Here is a 17,801-nt window from a genome sequence, read left to right as displayed (position 1 = left end):
TTGGCTATTTCTACCACTGAAAAGCATTTATCGACGATAAGCACTGCCCCGGCACTATGCGGCGCCGGGGCAGTGCTTACCTCAAGAGACGGACTCACTGACCTCCCGTATATGCAATATTCGGCATAGAAGGAGCGTCCATGCCCACACCGATATAGAAGCCCGGGTGGGGCGGCTGGTTGTAGGCGATATTCTCGCGGGCAACCGAGAGCCTGTACACAGGATCGTGCATCAGGGTGCGGAGCCGGACGTCGGTACCGGACGTGGTGGTGTAGATCCGGAGCTCCGTGCTGTCCGCGGAACGCCAGGCAATTTCTTCCCGCCAGTCACCCAGCAGATCGGCCTGGATGGCAGGGTTGCCCTTGGTGCTGTTGTTGGTCAGCGCGCCGGTGGCCGTCAGCAGGCGATCGCTGTTTTGGGTGTTCCAGTTCCACTTGCTGATGCTCGGGGTGCCGCTGTTGCTTGCGACGTCCCAGTCGTGGTCCACGATTTCCCGGAGCAGATCGCCGTCCCACCACGCCAGGAAGTTTGCTGCCGGGATGTTGGTGGAGAGCAGCTCACCCTTGGCTGAGCGAAGTTCGCCTACCGGGGAGTTCCACGCAGCGTCGCCCCCAACGGCCCACCCTTCAGCGCCCAGGTAACGCGGGTCGATATCTCCGGAGGCTCCACGGCCGGTATCCCTGGCCGCCGGAATGCTCCAGAGCACTTCACCTGTGGCGGAGTCGCGGAAGGTGGCTCCAAGGTTCCCGCTGGATGCCATGTCTTCGTGGACTGCAAAGGTTTCCAGGCCCGGACGGGATGGATCCAGGTCGCTGGTGTGGATGGCATCTCCATGGCCCAGGCCCGTGGTGTAGAGCGGCTGGCCATTGTCATCGATGGTCATGGAGCCGAAGATGAACTCGTCCTTGCCATCGGCATCCACATCAGCCACGGACAGGTTGTGGTTGCCCATACTCCGGTACTGATCGCCGGAAACGTTGGAGTCGAACACCCAGCGCTTCACGATTTTGCCGCCCACCAGGTCGTAGGTGGCCAGGACTGCGCGGGTGTAGTAACCGCGGCTGAACATCATGGACGGGTGCTCGCCGTCGAGGTAGGCGACGGCGCCCAGGAAGCGGTCCACGCGGTTGCCGTACGTGTCACCCCAGGCGCCCACGTCACCGCGCGGCGGGTCATACGCCACGGTGTCCATGATGGTGCCCGTCTGCCCATGGAAGACCGTCAGGAATTCCGGACCGGTAAGGACGTAACCGCTGCTGTTCCGGTGATCTGCGTTGGCATTGCCGATCACGGTACCAGCAGCGTCCCGGGTCCCGTCGGCGGTCTTCATGGCCACTTCAGCCTTGCCGTCGCCGTCGAAGTCGTAGGCCAGGAGTTGGGTGTAGTGCGCGCCGGCACGGATGTTCTGGCCGAGGTTGATGCGCCAGAGCTTGGTGCCATCCATGGTGTAGGCGTCCACGTAAACGGTGCCCGTGTACCCGGCCTGAGAATTGTCCTTGGAGTTGGACGGAGACCACATCTGGATGACCTCGTACCGGCCGTCGCCGTCGAGGTCGGCAACCGTGGCGTCACCGGCCGAGTAGCTGTAGGGCTGCCCGTCCTTGGTGTAATCGTCGGCTGGCTTATCCAGTTTGATGGCCAGGTAGTCCTGCGCCAGGGGGCTGAATTCCTTGGTCTCCTTTTCGCCGCTGTTTCCACCGCCGGCTACTTTGATCACGTACTTCGAGGCCGCGGTTCCGGTGGTGTCCAGGTAACTGGTGCTGTTGGTGACGGGTGAGGACGTGATCTTCTTGCCGTCACGGAAAACGTCGAAGCCGATCTTGTCTTCATCGAGGCCGAGCATGCGCCAGCCGATCCGGATTCCCTCTGCCGTGGGTATCGCGACAGGTGCCCGGTCCAGCTTCTCCATCTGGCGGTCCAGAACCACCACGTCGTCGGTGCCGACGGTTTCAGACGGAGCCGATTCCCCGCCGGCGTTCAGGGCCGTCACCCGGTAGTAGTACTTGATGGTGGTCAGGACCGTGGTGTCGGTGAACTTCTTGTCGTCGGCTTTACCTACGTAGGTGAATGCCCCGTCAGCTGCCGTCGAGCGATAGACGAGGTACGCCGTCGAGCCCTTAACCTCGCCCCACTGAAGCGAAACGCTGGTCTTTTCCACCTTCTTGGTTTTCAGCTTCCCCGGTGCGGCGGGCGCTGCAGTTCCGGGGTCGATCAGCGGTACGTCCAAAGTGTTGGACGGGACGGACTCCAGGCCTGTGCGGTCTACGGCAGTGACGTAGTACTTGTAGGGCAGTCCCGCTGTGGCGGTGGTGTCCGAAAACGCGGGGTCGGCGACGTTCTCTGCAATCAGCTGCGCTGACGTCTCGAAGGGTGCCTGACGGAAGACGCGGTAGCTGGCGGCGTCGCCAACAGCATCCCAGGAAAGTCCGACGACGGGCGGCTGGGCGGCTGCGTCAACGGACGTGGTTTTGAGGTTAGTGGGGCCAACCAGCAGCGGGGTTACTTCGAGCCCGTTGAGGCGCTGGCCGGAACCACTGATGCTCAGGTTGAGTTGACCGTCGGTTACCAGGACCTCGTTGATGACCTTGGTGGCGGACGCGGCTTTGCCGGAGGTGACGGTGCCGAAGCCCTTGCCTTCCACGGCGATGTCAGTCCGCGTGGAGCCGATCCAGTCGCTGTGGTACGTCTTCAGGGCGTACGTGCCGTTGGGGACGTCCAGCTGAAATTCGAAGCTGGCGCCGCTGAGGACGAAGTCCCGGAGCAGGTTGGTGGTGGTTGCGCCGCGGTCGCGATCGCTGAGGACCGTGATGTCCTTGAAGCCATAACCGCGCTCGGCAGAGTACGCCATGGTGCGGTTGACCTCGGTGTAACCGGCCTCCACCGGCGCGCCGACTGGTCCGAAGTCGAACTTGTACGTGGCCTGCTTGGTGGTCAAGGCCAACGCATCGCTGTACTCGGACAGGCCTTTGCCGTTCATTGCTGCCACGCGGACGGTGTAGGCGGTGCCTTCAGCGAGGCCGTTCAGGTTGGTGGTGGGAATGGTGGAGGTGGTGGCCAACTTGTAGGCGCTGTCCGGTTCAGTGGACAGTTTGCGGTAGATCTTGTAAATGTCCGCTCCCTCTACCTGCTGCCATTTGAGCAGGGCGCCGGCGTTGGAGACGCTGCCGGCAACCAGGCCTTGCGGCTTGGCAGGAACGTTCGACGGCGGCGTGACCTCCTGGACGCGCGACGCCAGCGGAACGTTGAGCTGCTTCATGCCGCCGGCGAGCAGGCGGGCAATCTGGATGGCGCCGTATTCCTGGAAGTGGGTGTCGTCAGCGGTGCCGCTCGGACGCCCGGGGTACACACCGGCGTCGACATGGAGGAAGACCGACTTGGCTTCTTCCGGTCCGATTTGGTCGTAGTAGCCGCGGCTGAGGGCGGACAGATCCACCAGTGCCACGTTCTCTTCTGCCGCGAGTTCCTTCATCTTGTCCACGTACTCCGGGAAGCTGACGCGGAACTTGCCGGTGGCGGCGTCGAAGTCCCGGCGCCCCACTGGGGTCACCAGGATGGGGGTGGCGCCACGTTGGCGGGCACCGTTGACGTAAGTGCGCAGGTATTCCTTGTAGTCTGCCGGGGACGCGTAGCGGTCGTCGACGCCGATGGTTGCGTCATTGTGGCCGAACTGGACCATGAGGTAATCGCCGGGGTTGATGACGCGGAGGATCTCGTCAAGGCGGCCCTGGCTGATGAAGTTCTTGGAGCTACGGCCGCCGATCGCGTGGTTGTATACGGGGACTTTGTCGTCCAGGTAGCGGTCGATCATTTGGCCCCACCCCGCCTGGGGTGCGTAGCCGGGGTCGTACGTCTGCACGGTGGAGTCGCCGGCCAAATAAACACCCGGGTCCGTTGTTGCCGTGCGGGGAGCGCGGGCTGCGATGACCAGCGAGTTGATCTTGGCGGCGGTTCCGGTGATGTCCAGATTGAGCTGTCCGTCCACCAAGGAGATGGGGAATTCCATTTCCAGGAACTGGCCGGCCGGCTTGTCGGTGGCCTGCACTTTGGCCATTTTCTCGGCCGTGATGGCGGTGTTGGTGGCTTCCGTTGCGTCGCCGGCGATGAGCTTCACGGTGTAGTCGCCATTGGGAAGGTCCACTTGAAAGGAGCTGCCCTGAGCTTGGACGAAGTCGCTGCGCAGGGAGTCCGTGGTGCCCCTGTCAGTCCCGGAGGTGACGGCGGTGTCCGTGAAACCGAACTTCGCGGTGGGGCTATAGGCGCTGCCTGCGTTCACTTGCGTGTATCCGTCGGCCACGGCGCCGGGGCCAAAGTCGAACTTGAACCCGCTTCCGGCTGGGGGAAGCGGCGTTTGGGCATGCGCTGCAGGGAGCCCTGTAAAGGCGAGGGCAGCCGAGGCGACGGCGGCAGTCAGGGCGGTTGCGCCTGTTCTGACCGCGCGTTGAGGGGGGTGTTTCACCGAACATCTCCTTTGATGACGCGTGGGGGTGAGTACCGGCCACACTGTCGGACTTTGTATCGTTTCATCAACCCGGGAGGCGCATCCATGGTGGTGTGGCGGAGGGAGGCCGCCGGCTGAGGGATGAGAGTGGAGCAGCTGGAAAACGCTTGCCCGGTGGGACATGTTTACCAGTGTTTGAAATCACGAGTCAAGGAATTGACGGGAGTATTTGTTGTTTTGTGTTCATTGTCGTGAAGTGTGACAGCGTCACCCCAGCATCGATTTGCTCTATAAATGAGAATCAATATCATTAACTCATGCCTCATCACCCCACCTTCATGTCCCCTGTCCTAGCCCCGCGCAACCGCCGCCTCCGCGCCCTGCCGATCGCCGCCGTCGGACTTTCTGCTCTGTTGCTGGCGTCCTGCGCCACTCCCGGCGGCTCGGTGGGCAACGCGGTCGATGCAACGCCCTCGGCCGCCTCAACTCCCAGTGCGAAGGAGGCCGGCGCCCCCACTCCGCGGCTCGTCTATACCCACGACGCCGGCATTGCGGTACTGGACGCGGCCTCGCTTGAGCAGGTGGGAAGTGCGGAAATGTCCGGTTTCAACCGGTTGAATCCGGCCGGTGACGGCAGGCACGTTTTCGTATCCACCGGCGATGCCTTCCGGCTCTTCGACGCGGGTGCCTGGACCGAACCGCACGGCGATCACAGCCACCACTACACAGCGGAGCCCAAGCTGACTGAGTTGGCGTTTGCGGCGGACAAGGCCGGCCACGTGGTGCTGCACGGAGGTAAGACCGTGCTGTTCAACGACGGCTCCGGCAAGGTGGAGAGCTTCGAGACCTCTGCTCTGGCCGCTGCCGCGGAGGACGGAAAACTGCCTTCGACCGACGTCTACACCACGCCCGAGGCGCATCACGGCGTGGCCGTGGAACTTGAAGATGGCAAGCTGCTGGTGACCTTGGGCAACGAGGAGAGTCGCTCCGGAATTGCGGTGCTCTCTGCGGGAAAGGGACAGGAACGCACTGAAATTGCGCGTAATGAGGACTGCCCCGGCGTTCACGGTGAAGCTGTTGCCGCGGGTGAAGCCGTGGTGGTGGGCTGCGAAAACGGGATGTTGATTTACAAGGATGGTGCCATCACCAAGGTGGCCAGTCCGGATTCGTATGGGCGACTCGGAAACCAGGCAGGCTCGGAAAAGTCCCCAGTGATCCTGGGCGACTACAAGGTAGACAAGTCAGCCAAGCCGGAGCGGCCAACCCGGATCTCGCTGGTCAACACCCAAACCGCCGCGATGCAGTTGGTGGACATCGGCACCAGCTACTCCTTCCGTTCGCTGGGCCGCGGACCGGCTGGCGAGGCGCTGGTACTCGGCACTGACGGTGGATTGCGGGTGATCGATCCGATCTCCGGAGCGATCACCTCCACCATCCCGGTGGTGGGCGCGTGGGAGGAGTCCGCAACCTGGCAGGACCCGCGTCCCACTCTCTTCGTTCAAGGCTCGACGGCGTTCGTCACCGAACCAGCCACCAGCACCATCCACGCGGTGGACCTGAAGACCGGCAAGGTGAAGAAGTCTGCTCAGCTGGAGCATGTGCCGAACGAGCTGACCGGCGTCACGGGCTAGAACCTTCTCTCACATCCCGGGCCCTTAAGCCGGACGCTCTCTCACATCCCACTGCTTAAACGCCGACGGTCTCTCACTTTTCTGAAGGAAGTGAGAGAGCGCCGGTGTTTTGGGGCTGTTATGTGAGAGAGCGTCGGGGGGGTGGGGTGTCGGGGGGTGGGGTGACTAGGCCAGGACGCGGAGCTTGGAGCCGGGGCGGCCGAACAGGGCGGCGTCGGCCGAGATCCTGCCCGCGCCGGCCAGCGCTAGGGCCAACGCGGCGCCGGCGAAGAGCAGCACAAGTTCGTAGCCGCCGTTGCCGACGAAAATGCCGGCAGGGGCGTGTACCAGGAACAGGGCGCCGAGCATGTTGACGGCCAGGAGGGCGGCGAAGACGCGGGTCAGGAGTCCGATGATCAGCGCGACGCCGCCCACCAGCTCGAGTGCTGCAACAATCGGGGCTACTGCCGAGGCGCCGGGCACACCCATTTGGGCGAACGATGCCTGTGTGCCGGCGATGGTGAATTCGTTGAACTTCTGCCAACCGTGCGCGGCGAAGAGAAATCCTGCAATGACGCGCAGGATGGTCAGGGCTGTGGTGGTCAAGCTGGTCTTGTTCATACCGTCAACCCTTCCGAAAAAAGGTTGAAGTGTCAACTAATTGAGGCTTTTTATGACCAAAGCCTCAGCTGCCCGGCGTGAGCCCCCGCCTCTGGCGCGGTTTCGCCTGAAGCCACGGCTGCAGCAGCCGGGTGGTGATCGGTAGGAAGATGTACGTCATCAGCGGCGTGAGGATCACGATGTTAAGGAGCACCGCGAACACCAGCGGCCAATCCTGCGTCAAGGGGTGCAGCAGGAAATTGGCCAACAGGCTGAGCGGGAAAAACGGCAGAAAGATGCTGATGGCCTGCTTCCAACGCGGAGGAACCACAGTTTCGGGCACAACCACGGAGACGTCGCCGGGACGAGAGAACCAGCCCTCAATCCCCGTGTGCCGCTCCACGCGGGTGGTCTCCATCATGTCCCTGGCGCTGTCGATCCACCAGCGGCGTTCCTCGGAGTCCTCCCACCCCTGCAACGAATCGGCATCGGCGAAGCGGTAAAGCATGTGCCACTCCGTGGAATCCACCCCATTGCGCACCCAGCCCGACCCCAAATATCCCGGCCACTCGCGGGCAAGTTCCTGGCCGGCGTGGGCCCACGCGTTGGCTTGGCGGGTGTAGCCCGGAAGGATAGTGCGGGCGACGGAAACGGTAACGGGATGCTCGTGTGACACGGCCCAAATGTACCCGGCCAGCGGCGGACTAGGCTTGTTTAGTGCCACAAACCACAACCGCTCCCACCCGCTCCAACGCCCGCGAGATCCTGCGCCTGGCCGTCCCCGCCTTCGGTGCGCTCATTGCCGAGCCGCTGTTCCTGCTGGCTGACTCCGCCATAGTGGGGCACCTGGGCGTCGACCAGCTGGCAGGTGTCGGCCTCGCATCTACCATCCTGCACACCGCCGTAGGGCTCATGGTCTTCCTGGCGTATTCAACGACGCCGGCGGTGGCCCGGGCGATCGGCGACGGCAAATTGGGGAAGGCATTGGCAGCAGGGCGCGACGGCGTGTGGCTGGCACTGCTGCTTGGGCTTGCGCTCGCCGTGGCTGGTTTTGTTGCGGCCGAGCCGCTGGTTGGCTCCATGGGAGCCACTGGAGAGGTTCGCCAGTTCGCCGTCGATTACCTGCGATGGTCCATGCCTGGCCTGGCCGCGATGCTCCTCATCTTCGCCGGTACCGGCGTGCTCCGTGGATTGCAGGACACCCGGACACCGCTGGTGGTGGCTACCGCAGGCTTCGCCGTGAACATCGTCCTCAACGTGTTCTTCGTGTACGGACTGAATATGTCCGTGGCTGGCTCCGCGATCGGCACGAGCATCGCACAATGGGCCATGGCCGCCGTCTACTTGGTGATGGTCAGCCGGAACGCGCGGCAACACGGGGTGTCCCTTAAGCCCAACTGGCATGGCATCCGGGCCATGACCAAAGTGGGTTCGTGGCTCATGCTGCGTACGCTGAGTCTCCGCCTGGCCATCCTCGCAACTGTCCTGGTGGTGACTGCCCAGGGCGCAGTGAACCTGGCGGCACACCAGTTGGCCATGACCATTTTCTCCTTCCTCGCCTTTGCCCTGGACGCCCTCGCGATCGCCGCACAGGCCCTGATCGGCAAGGAACTGGGCGCCCGGAACGCCCAACGCGTCCGTGAACTCACCCGCACCATGATCCGCTGGGGCCTCGGGTTCGGTGTGATCACCGGCGCACTCTTGGCCATTGCGGCTCCGTGGGCCGGATACCTCTTCACGTCCGACGCCGGCGTTCGCTCCGCCCTCACCGTCGCACTGTGGGTCCTCGCGGTGGGACAACCGCTGGCAGGTTACGTCTTCGTCCTTGACGGAGTGCTCATCGGTGCTGGCGACGCGCGCTATTTGGCGATTGCCGGCGTCGTAAATCTGGTGGTCTATTTGCCGTTGCTGGTGGCGATTCACCAGATAAAGCCCGACGGCGAGGCGGGGCTCCTTTGGTTGTGGGCCGCGTTTGCGCTGGGCTACATGCTGGCCCGCGGCGTGACTTTGGGGCTGCGCGCGCGGACCGATCGGTGGATGGTGCTGGGTTCGCACTAAACTGGACGGGTGACTCTCCCTGCGACTCCTGCCCAGACTCCATCTGCCACCGAGGCCGGACTCTGGAAACCCGTGCTCATCCGTGCGACGGTTGCCCTGGTGTTCGGCGCAGTGACCATCTTCTGGGCTGCTCCATCGGTGCACGTCCTGGCCTGGGCCGTGGGGCTGTATTTGTTGGCGACCGCAGCGGCAGTGTGGATGTCCCGCGCTTTGCCGGTTGCCGTTCCGTTGGTAGTTGCGCTGGGAGGTGTTGGCGCTTTGGTCACACAGTCTGACGCGGGCGTGGCGCTGTCGGCCATGCTGGCGCTGCTGGTGCTGGGACTCCTGGAGTTCGTCCATGGCCTCCGGAAGCGGGATGCGTTGGCGCGCGACTGGGTTGTGTCCGGCGTCATTGCCGTGGGCACTGCGGTGCTGCTCCCGTTCTTCACGTCACTGGGCGCCCATGCGCTGTTGGGCGTAGCTGGCGGCGGGGCCATCATTTCCGGTGTGCTGTGGATTCTCTCCGGGTTGACGCTGCGGCACGAAGCCAAGACCGCTGCGGGCGGATCGGCCCGGGCTGCTGCTCCCGGCGCTTCGCCCGAGGCCGTAAACTAGTAGCTGGACGTTCTACTCGTTGTAGAACTTTTGCTGACCGGCGGGGACTAACCGCCATCATTGGAGGAATGACCGTGGCAGACCAGACGCAGGGAGAACCGCGCAAGATGCGGACCTCGGTCAAGGGACCCCTCATGTTCTCCGCATTCTTTGCAGTGCTGGCCTTCGTTGCCGTGCTGATCTTCGCGTCCGGCGGCAGCGCAAAGGCCCCGCGGTTCGACCTCGCCTTCACAGGCGCAGGCATCGCGTTCATCGTGAGCCTCGTCGTGGCAGCCATGCTCTCCATGAGCCACAAAGAGAACGCCGACCACCTCGGCAAGGGTTCCGGCGTCAACCTCAGCTCCAAGCGTCCCGGCCACGGCGGCGCGGCTGCTCCGGGCGACGGGCCTGAAACGCCCGACGCCGGCCGCTAACCTTCCGCCGCTTCCTCACCACGGGTGGGCCGCGCCTTACGGGGCTGGGTGACCACCACTATGAGCACCGCTGTGCCGACGAGTGCCAGTGCCCACCAAGGGAATCCCGGGTCCATAGCTTGACTGGGAAGTGCGTGGGCGGATCCGGCGGCTGGGGCGTCAACGCGCTCGCCACGCACCAGGAGTCTGTGGCTGTTGACCCCTGTGGGCGTGCATGTCACCAGAGTGACGTAATCCTTGTCCTGGACTTTGCGGAGATCGTCCGTTTCCTCCGGCAGTACGGTCTTGATCTGATCGACCTTGTAATAGAACGATTCGCCAAGCACCGTTACGGAGAAGACATCGCCTTGGCGTACTTGGTCCAGGTCATCGAAGAGCGTCGCGTTAACGAAGCCTGAGTGGGCAGTCAGCACGCTGTGGGTCCCCGTTCCGCCAACCGGCAGGCCGGAACCGAAAAGATGCCCGGCACCTTTGGACAGCGTTTCATCATCGGTGCCGTGAAAGATGGGCAGGTCCGAGTGGATGGAGGGGATGCTGATGCGTCCCATCATTCCGCCGGGTCCGACGTCGAGTATTTTTTTGTAAGCGTCCGAGCCGGCCCCGACGACGGTTTTCTCGCCTCGGTTGTTCAACGAGTACGGGTCGCGAAGCGGCCCGGATGGCAGCTCCTTGTTGAACTGCCGGGCCTCGTCCAGAAGTGTTTTTTGGGCCGACGGAGAGAGATTCTCCACGGTGTCCACATAGCCACTGATCTCTGTGGCATGAACCCGGTCGGAGAACCATGCGGCGGCGGTGGGGTACAGCATCACTCCAACGCCCAGGATGGCGACGACGACGATGATGATGCGTTGGACGCTCCATCCGGCGCGGATGTTTCGCTGGGGCCGCAGCTTGGAGTCTTGGTGCTTTGACATGAGAGTCCTGGGGGATTTGTGCTCTGGGGGAGCAAAGCGGGGAAGAGCGCGTGTTCGGCGATCTTCCCCGCTTTGGTGTTCAGGTTGCGAACCCTTGCAGGTTGGCGGTGACTAGCTGTTGGTGCTGCGGCGTGAACGGACCAACAGGAGTCCGGCGCCGGTTACCAGGAGTGCGCCTGCTGCGTACAACAGGCCGGTTCCCACACCACCGGTGAGCGGCAATTCGAAGCCACCGTTGGAGGGGATGTTCTTGACCTCCAGGTCAACACCCACCGTGGTGCTGGCCGAGTTGATCAGGAAGGAGATCGGCTCTGCGAGCAGCTCGTAGCCTTCCGGAGCGGTGGTTTCCACCAGGTAGTACGTGCGGTAATCGGCGGAGCCGGGCAGTACTGCAGCGCCGTTCGCCCAGTCGGAGTAGCGCAGGCCGGAGATGGTGAGGGTGCCATCGGCAGCAACGGTGAAGGTGCTCTGACCGTTGATGACAATAGCGTTGGTTCCGGCCAGGGCATCAGCCTGGTTGGTGTAGACCGAGAAGGAAGCGCCGGCAAGGGCAGCGCCGTTCTCGTTGGTCTTCAGGAGCGTCATCTCGCCCCACTTGGTGACAACCGGGGGAGTGATGATGGGGCCGCCGGGCTGGCCGGGAACGGTGGTGAAGCTGCCCAGGTTCGGGTAAACCATGGCGTCGTTCTCGATTTCGCCGATGGTGTTGACGGCGGTGTTTACAACAACCTGTACCTTGGTGTCGTTGTTGGCAGCCAGCACTGCGAGGCCTGCGGGGGTGAAGACGATGGAGACCGTGTTGGTGGCAGCATCGAAGGCAACCGTGTAGTGGGTGCCTTCGGTGATGACCGTGCCATTAACTAGTGTGGCGCTGGCATCAAGGTAGGTCAGCTTGTCGTCCAGCTGGTCCACGATCTTGTAGCCGTCAATGACTGCTTCGTTCGGGATGTCACCGGTGATGGTGAAGTCGATCTGATCGCCGAGCTTGACGTCGGGAGCATCCGTGACGGTCTTCTCTGCACCCGTGATGGAGTTCTTGGGGTACACATGGACGTTGTAGAGCCAGTTGTCCTTGTTATCCGGGTCAGTCAACGGCACTGAAACCAGGAACGGAGCTGACGGGGTCACGCCGGCCGGGTAGTTGGTTTCCGTTACCAGGTACAGGCCGACGGGGAGGTTGCCGAACGCTGCGGTGCCCGCGGCGTCGGTGACCTGGGCAGTGCCGGATCCCAGAGTGAACCCTGCACCTATTATGGATCCTGCGGGATCGGCGGGGGAGAAGACGCTGCTCAGGTTGTGGGCAGCGTCCCAGCCGGCATTCGTGGACAGGTCGATGGCGTTGACCTGCTGAATGGTGAATTCGATGCCGGCCAAAGCGGTCAGTCCCGTGGTGTCCACGGCCGTGCCATTGTTGGGCAGTCCGGTGGGGGTGTCCGGGCGTTCGAACTTGTGGACCGTGATGGAACCGATCTGGTCCGCGTCCACCAGCGGGGCTGCCGAGGCCGGGGCGGCGGAGAAGGACATTGCCAGTACCGCACCGGCAATGGTGGTGGCGGCGGCCTTCCAAAGGCGCCGGGAGCTTTGATTACTCACTTTTTCCTCTTTCATGGGTGATGATGCGATGCTCGGGAGCGAACATTTTCTGGGGTTGGACCTGCCGCTTTTGCTGCAGGCGGGGAATGACGTTTTATGGGTGGTTTCGGGTGCGTCGTCCATTGCCTGACGCGAGGACCATGGCAATGAGAAGCAATGACGTTCCAGCGGCTGCAAACGGCCACCAGCCGATGCCGCCGGATTCAGGCATCTTCAGCGCAGGGACGTCGCGGACGGTGACCAGGAAGATACCGTTTCCATCGGCGTCGCTCGTTGTCACGACTCCGCCGCCGCTTCCTTGGCCGATGGTCACGGCACCGTTGGCGGCAACGGTGAATTGCACGGCTTCGGCCAGCAGGTTGAAGCCATCCGGAGCTGTGGTCTCTTCGAGCCAGTACACGCCCGGCTGAATGCCCTCGAGTTGGAACTGTCCGGTCTGGGACGGAACGGGAGCCACGGTGAAGCTGGTGTTGACTGCGCCCGGCGCTCCGGCTGCGTCATTGTGGATGGCCCAAGTGGATCCCGCCATGGGAACCCATTCGTCGTCGGACGATTCGCCGAGTTTTTCGATGAGGATCTTGGCCGGTGTCAGGTGGGTGGTAGAGCATTCCGGTGCCAGCGGTGTGGTGCTGGTTGCGCAGCGGACGGGTGTGACGCTGCCGGCGCCAGTGGCGACGTTGACCAGTTGAGCACTCCAAGCGTCCGCCTTGACGGTGACTTTGTAGCTGAGCACTGCGGTTTGTCCGGCCGGAAGAGTGAACTGCTGGGTAGTCAGCGTGGTGGACGGTGCCACGGGATTCGCGACGGCGACCGGCGCTGCGGAGCCGATGGTGAGGACTGCGGATCCGGGGACGAACGTGGCCTGATCCAGGACGTCTGCGAGGTTGTCCGTGAGGACGACGTTATTGATCTGGCCGCGGTTGCTGGTGGCGGTAACGGTGTACGTGATGGTGTCGCCGGGTTTCACCCATTGGCCGTTTGACGGCTGGGTGCCCACTGAGGCCGACTTGGCGATGGTCCATTGGGGCTCCACGGGCGTATTTACCGTTGCGGAACATCCAACCCCGGGCAAGGGCGGGCAGGCGGGATCAACGGTGGGAACCATGGTGGTTGATCCGGGAACCGGAACGGGCCCACCGCCTGGCATGTTGGGAACAGCTGTTTGGGCTGGAGGCGTGACTTTGGCCGTGTTGGTAATGATTCCGGTGGTGCCCGGTGCCACCGTGCCCTTGATGGTGTACGTCAGGGTTCCGCCCACGTTGATTCTTACGGTGCCGGAAATGCTGCCGGTGCCGGTGGGAGCGTTACAGGCGGTGGGTCCGGCCGGGGGCAGATTTGAGGTTCCCGCAACCGTAACCGCACAGGTCCAGGTTGCACCTGTGATGGATGAGGGCAGGGGGTCGGTGAATACGGCGTTGACAGCATCGCTGGGTCCGTTGTTGTGGACCACAACTGTGTACGTGATCGGCTGGCCCGGGACGTAAGCGGCAATGTTGGCACTCTTGGTGATGGACAGGTCCACCACCAGACGGACGGTCAAAGGCGCAGTTCCGGGAGAGTAGAGCCCCGTGATGGTGGGGAAGTTGTTGGTGCAGTTGGGAATGGCCGTGCCGTCGTTGGCCAAGCACCCTGAGTTGTTGTAAATACCGGGGGTGTTGCTGGTGACGGTTACCGTGATGGTGCACGAGGCACTGCCCTGCGCGAGGTTCCCGGTGACGTCCACCGTACGGCCTGAGACAGTGCCCGCTGTACGGACGCATGTGCCACCGAGTGGGCCGACCGCAGTAAGGCCAGTGGGCAGGGTGTCAACGAAGTGCCAGCCATTCTTGGCCATCAGGTCGCTGGTGTTGGTGACGGTGTAGGTCAAGGTGGTGTTCTGACCCTGGAAGATGCTGGTGGGGCTGAATGCCTTATCCAGCTGTGGCGTAACGTCAACCAGCTGGGGAAGGTCGAATCCGACGTCGTTGCCGGTGCCGGTGGCCTGCAAATTCCTTACCCGGATACCCAGCGTAGGGGTGGTGCCGGTCAGCGGGACCTGAATGGCTCCCGACTGGAGCTTTGCCACGCTGTAGTCGGTATTGCCGTAATTGAAGACTTGCCGGCTGGGATCAGCGCAGGGGTCCAGGTTTGAACCGACCACCGTTGCTACGCCATTAATGAGGATGGAGAATTCCTGGCGGGCGTGGTTGGAGAAGCAGTTGGTTTCCCCGAAGATGCCCGAAATCGCGTAGTAATGGCCAGCGATGGTGGGAATCGTGTTCTTGGTGGTTTGGAGCTGAAGCCCCGCCGGTTGGACTCCGTTGGAAGTGTTGGTGTACTCGCTGAGGATCTGGTTTTGAGCGGCCTGAGCGTCGGTCATACCCTGGTATTTGCCCATGACATAGGCCATGTCGCGCAGAAAATTGATGGCGTTGTTGCGGCCGCATTGATCGTTATTGGTGATATTGCCGCCATTGACGGGCAGGGGAGTGCTCTGCCGTACGATCCAGCCGTTGCAGGCGCCGTAACCGGGAAGCCAGGCTGCATCTGCCGTGTACTGCTCGTTCTGTGCAGCCGCGCCGCCCGTGTATGAAGTCAATGGGATGGGAGCAGTGGCAGCGCTGATGTTGGAGAAGTCTTCGCTGTAGACCAAGGTGCCAGGCTGGGTGACTCCGGGGGAGCCGGGCAGTGCGCTCACGGGCGTGGGAGCGTTGACTACTCCATAAGCTGACATTCCTACTACTACGAGAAGAACGCTCGCAATGAGCGCGAGCAGAGTCCGGCCCTTGCCTTCACCCCGCCCGTCTTGATCGTGGGCACGTTTGTGCTCAAACTTCTGCCGCATGGAGTCCCTTTTCCTAATGCCATGGCCAATCAACCCTCTGGAGGGCCGCCCCTTTATTTCTTACTGAGGAGTAAGTACGGCATGACGGAAAATCATGATGCGGAAATGAATGTGACCCTGGTCACATTTGAAAAAAGGGATGCGAAAGTACCATTGCCGCGCAATAGCGGGGTCAATAGCCGGACTGTCACGTCCAGCGCTGCGGCTGGGAAGTGGCGCCCACTCCCATGAAAAGCCGGGTGCGACCATCAGGTGGATGACCGTATAGACGCGCGGCCGCAGTTATGCCGGCATCACACGCCCTCGGCGGCTTTTCTTGCCCGGTATGCCGCGACGTGGGCGCGGTTGGCGCAGTTGCCGGTGTCGCAGTACAGCTTGGAGCGGTTGCGGCTGAGATCCAGGACGACGGCATCGCAGTCCTCCGCAGCGCATACGCGCATGCGATCCATTTCCTTGCTTCGGACGACGTCGATGATGGCCATAGCAGCTTCGGTGCCCATCCGATCTGCCAGCGGCGCTTCCGGGGTTGTGGCGTGGAGGTGCCAGTCCCAGTGGTCATGTTTGACGAGCTGGGGGAGTGCTTTTGCGTCGGCGAGCAGCTTGTTGACGGACTTTGCCGCCGTGTCCTCATCGGCGCTCCACAGGGCTGCCAGTTCGCGACGCAAGTGCTTGATGCTATCCAACTCCGCCGGCGTATGGACCCGCGAGCCTGTGAACTCTTCGGCGTCCAGGAAGGCGTTGAGGTCCTGCACGGTGACCAGCGCTTCCTCTCCGTTGGCGGCGGTGTTGATGAGATTGACGACGCTACGGAGGGCTACCTCGGTGTCAGGCGCAAAAAGCACTTTGACTCCTTACATGTTTCGGGAGTACTGTCATGACCATAAGCCCACTTTACTCCTGACAGGAGGCTGCTGTGTCAGCTCCAACGACGAAGGCTGATGCAAAGAGTTTCCTGGCATCAGGACTCGGCATCGCACTCTTTTCCTCGGCTGTTTTCGGCACGTCCGGCTCGTTTGCCAAATCAATGCTGGAAACCGGCTGGTCACCCGGCGCCGCAGTTGCCGTGCGCCTCACCGGTGCCGCGCTCATCCTGGTGATTCCCGCCGTCGTGGTTCTACGTGGCCGTTGGCACCAACTCAAGGACAACTGGCTGACCATCCTGCTGTTCGGTCTCATCGGCGTAGCAGGTTGCCAGCTCTTCTACTTCAACGCCGTTGCCCGCCTCTCCGTAGGCGTAGCCCTGCTGCTTGAGTACCTGGCTCCGGTGATGATTGTTCTGTGGCTCTGGATTGCCAGCCGACGCCGGCCCCGCGCGCTCACCGCTGCCGGCGCGCTGTTGTCCCTGGGCGGCCTGGTTCTGGTGCTTGATCTGACAGGTGCCGTGAAGGTGGACTTGGTTGGCGTTCTGTGGGGCATGGCCGCAGCCGTGTGCCTGGTCATCTACTTCTTCATCACCGCGAAAGAGAACGACACCCTCCCGCCACTGGTGCTCGCTTCAGGGGGCCTCCTCGTGGGAGCGCTGGTGATGTGGCTCGTAGGCCTGGTGGGATTGCTGCCCATGACGTTCAGCACCGCCGACACAACGCTGGGGCCGTGGACCACCCCCTGGTGGGTTTCCGCCGTGGGGCTCATCATTCTGGCCACGGTACTCGCGTACGTTACCGGCATCATGGCTGCCCGCAGCCTGGGGTCCAAGGTGGCCTCGTTCGTGTCCCTGACCGAGGTGCTTTTTGCCGTGATCTGGGCCTGGCTGCTTTTGGGCGAACTCCCGGGGACGATCCAGCTGCTGGGAGGGCTCCTCATTGTGGGTGGTGTGGTCCTGGTACGCGTCGATGAGCTGCGTGGAGATCGGCGGGCAGCTCAGGAAGTTGCCCGGGTCCTGGATCATCCGAACGATGTTGAACCGGTCCCCTCCGTGAACGTCACCGGGAAATAGGCTTTAACAAGAGAATGCCCGGACGCTGTGCGTCCGGGCATTCTTCCCAACTGTCTTAGTTGGAGGCCTGCTGCTGCTGCTCAGCGTTCTTCTGAGCGCGATCGCCGGCTTCGCGAAGTGCGTCGGCAACCTTCTTCAGGTTCGAAGCGTGCTGGCTGTCCCACTCGCCGCGGAACTTGTCAGCGTCCGGGCCCTTCCAGTCGGTGCCGTCAAGTGCGCCCTTGAGCTGTGAACGCTGCTGCTCGATGTTCTCAGCACCAGCCTTCAGCTTGTTACCGAGCTGACGAAGCTGATCAACATCTGCACCCCAAATAGCCATGAGATTCTCCTTCATTTTTCGGACCCGAGCTCTTCGGCATCCCCAGCGGCCTCCGGCTCATCCGGAAGATCCAATAACTAAAACCTATCCCGGGAATGCAAAAACCGTCGATGGGCACCCCTCCCCATGTAGCACTGCCCATAGTTAGCATGGGGTTATGTGCCGCAATATCAGGACCCTGCATAACTTCGAACCGCACGCCACGAGCGCCGAAGTGGAGGCCGCTGCCCTGCAATACGTGCGCAAAATCAGCGGATCCACCAAGCCCTCCAAGGCCAACGAGGAAGCCTTCGCGGAGGCCGTCCACGAGATCGCGCATATTACGCAGCATCTCCTTGACTCCCTGGTGAGCCATGCGCCGGCGAAGAATCGCGACGAGGAAGCCGCCAAGGCGAAGGCCCGGGCCGCCGTCCGGTTTGGGGCTGCCTAGCCGCAGTTCGCGCCGCAAGGCAGTGGTGGGTGACCAGACGTTCCTGAACACCCACAACTGCCCAGTTGGTTG

14 protein-coding genes are annotated in these 17,801 nt (G+C 62.6%); 6 read left to right on the top strand and 8 right to left on the bottom strand.

Annotation, left to right across the window (positions count from 1 at the left end; genetic code table 11):
• Positions 1-94 precede the first annotated feature (94 nt).
• A complete protein-coding gene (locus HAV21_RS22475; protein ID WP_166841943.1) occupies positions 95-4,456 on the bottom strand; it encodes an SGNH/GDSL hydrolase family protein in 4,362 nt (1,453 codons plus the stop codon).
• 299 nt (positions 4,457-4,755) lie between these two features.
• Between HAV21_RS22475 and aztD the strand changes: the two genes are divergently transcribed.
• Positions 4,756-6,069: a zinc metallochaperone AztD gene (gene aztD, locus HAV21_RS12555; RefSeq protein ID WP_208096766.1), complete on the top strand. Its 1,314-nt coding sequence runs from the start codon at positions 4,756-4,758 to the stop codon at positions 6,067-6,069.
• Positions 6,070-6,234: 165 nt separating this feature from the next.
• On the opposite strand, the gene HAV21_RS12550 is transcribed toward aztD, so the two are convergent.
• Entirely contained in the window at positions 6,235-6,669 is a 435-nt protein-coding gene (locus HAV21_RS12550; RefSeq protein WP_166841942.1) for a DoxX family protein, read from the bottom strand.
• Positions 6,670-6,733: 64 nt separating this feature from the next.
• Positions 6,734-7,324, bottom strand: a complete 591-nt coding sequence (locus HAV21_RS12545) for an antibiotic biosynthesis monooxygenase (RefSeq protein ID WP_142937386.1) — start codon at positions 7,322-7,324, stop codon at positions 6,734-6,736.
• A 41-nt stretch (positions 7,325-7,365) separates the two neighbouring features.
• Between HAV21_RS12545 and HAV21_RS12540 the strand changes: the two genes are divergently transcribed.
• The 3 genes from HAV21_RS12540 (at position 7,366) to HAV21_RS12530 (ending at position 9,713) form a co-directional block, all read left to right on the top strand.
• The gene (locus tag HAV21_RS12540) at positions 7,366-8,706 is read left to right on the top strand and encodes an MATE family efflux transporter (protein WP_166841941.1); all 1,341 of its coding nucleotides are present in this window, start codon (positions 7,366-7,368) and stop codon (positions 8,704-8,706) included.
• Between the two features lie 9 nt (positions 8,707-8,715).
• On the top strand, positions 8,716-9,300 hold the full coding sequence (locus tag HAV21_RS12535; RefSeq protein WP_238703298.1) for a hypothetical protein: 585 nt from the start codon (positions 8,716-8,718) through the stop codon (positions 9,298-9,300).
• A gap of 68 nt (positions 9,301-9,368) precedes the next feature.
• A complete protein-coding gene (locus tag HAV21_RS12530) occupies positions 9,369-9,713 on the top strand; it encodes a hypothetical protein (protein ID WP_166841940.1) in 345 nt (114 codons plus the stop codon).
• Here the strand turns inward: HAV21_RS12530 and HAV21_RS12525 are convergent.
• From HAV21_RS12525 to HAV21_RS12510, 4 genes are all read right to left on the bottom strand, one after another.
• Positions 9,710-10,627 carry a class C sortase gene (locus tag HAV21_RS12525; protein WP_142937389.1) on the bottom strand — a complete coding sequence of 306 codons (918 nt, stop codon included), beginning with the start codon at positions 10,625-10,627 and terminating at the stop codon, positions 9,710-9,712. The two genes, HAV21_RS12530 and HAV21_RS12525, sit on opposite strands and share 4 nt — an antisense overlap.
• A 111-nt stretch (positions 10,628-10,738) precedes the next feature.
• Positions 10,739-12,220: a SpaH/EbpB family LPXTG-anchored major pilin gene (locus HAV21_RS12520; RefSeq protein ID WP_166841939.1), complete on the bottom strand. Its 1,482-nt coding sequence runs from the start codon at positions 12,218-12,220 to the stop codon at positions 10,739-10,741.
• A gap of 94 nt (positions 12,221-12,314) precedes the next feature.
• Complete coding sequence (locus HAV21_RS12515) at positions 12,315-15,044, bottom strand: SpaA isopeptide-forming pilin-related protein (RefSeq protein WP_166841938.1); 2,730 nt, start codon at positions 15,042-15,044, stop codon at positions 12,315-12,317.
• A gap of 293 nt (positions 15,045-15,337) precedes the next feature.
• A complete protein-coding gene (locus HAV21_RS12510; RefSeq protein ID WP_142937392.1) occupies positions 15,338-15,886 on the bottom strand; it encodes a CGNR zinc finger domain-containing protein in 549 nt (182 codons plus the stop codon).
• Between the two features lie 71 nt (positions 15,887-15,957).
• Here HAV21_RS12510 and HAV21_RS12505 point away from each other — a divergent pair, with 71 nt between their 5' ends.
• Positions 15,958-16,980 carry an EamA family transporter gene (locus HAV21_RS12505; RefSeq protein ID WP_166841937.1) on the top strand — a complete coding sequence of 341 codons (1,023 nt, stop codon included), beginning with the start codon at positions 15,958-15,960 and terminating at the stop codon, positions 16,978-16,980.
• 55 nt (positions 16,981-17,035) lie between these two features.
• On the opposite strand, the gene HAV21_RS12500 is transcribed toward HAV21_RS12505, so the two are convergent.
• Positions 17,036-17,299, bottom strand: coding sequence for a WXG100 family type VII secretion target (locus HAV21_RS12500; RefSeq protein WP_011776688.1), 264 nt, complete (start codon positions 17,297-17,299; stop codon positions 17,036-17,038).
• Positions 17,300-17,456: 157 nt separating this feature from the next.
• On the opposite strand from HAV21_RS12500, the gene HAV21_RS12495 reads away from it, so the two are divergent.
• The gene (locus tag HAV21_RS12495; RefSeq protein ID WP_024818746.1) at positions 17,457-17,729 is read left to right on the top strand and encodes a DUF2277 domain-containing protein; all 273 of its coding nucleotides are present in this window, start codon (positions 17,457-17,459) and stop codon (positions 17,727-17,729) included.
• Positions 17,730-17,801: the final 72 nt, after the last annotated feature.

The sequence above is a fragment of the Paenarthrobacter sp. MSM-2-10-13 genome (assembly GCF_011605365.1).
Classification (GTDB): Bacteria; Actinomycetota; Actinomycetes; order Actinomycetales; family Micrococcaceae; genus Arthrobacter.
Note: the sequence above shows the minus strand (reverse complement) of the source record. Positions and strands in the feature narration are given on the sequence as shown.

Coding starts and splice junctions, on each gene's coding strand:
- aztD (WP_208096766.1), top strand. CDS start 4,756: ATGCCTCATCACCCCACCTTCATGTCCCCTGTCCTAGCCCCGCGCAAC.
- HAV21_RS12550 (WP_166841942.1), bottom strand. CDS start 6,669: ATGAACAAGACCAGCTTGACCACCACAGCCCTGACCATCCTGCGCGTC.
- HAV21_RS12530 (WP_166841940.1), top strand. CDS start 9,369: ATGACCGTGGCAGACCAGACGCAGGGAGAACCGCGCAAGATGCGGACC.
- HAV21_RS12525 (WP_142937389.1), bottom strand. CDS start 10,627: ATGTCAAAGCACCAAGACTCCAAGCTGCGGCCCCAGCGAAACATCCGC.
- HAV21_RS12515 (WP_166841938.1), bottom strand. CDS start 15,044: ATGCGGCAGAAGTTTGAGCACAAACGTGCCCACGATCAAGACGGGCGG.
- HAV21_RS12500 (WP_011776688.1), bottom strand. CDS start 17,299: ATGGCTATTTGGGGTGCAGATGTTGATCAGCTTCGTCAGCTCGGTAAC.
- HAV21_RS12495 (WP_024818746.1), top strand. CDS start 17,457: ATGTGCCGCAATATCAGGACCCTGCATAACTTCGAACCGCACGCCACG.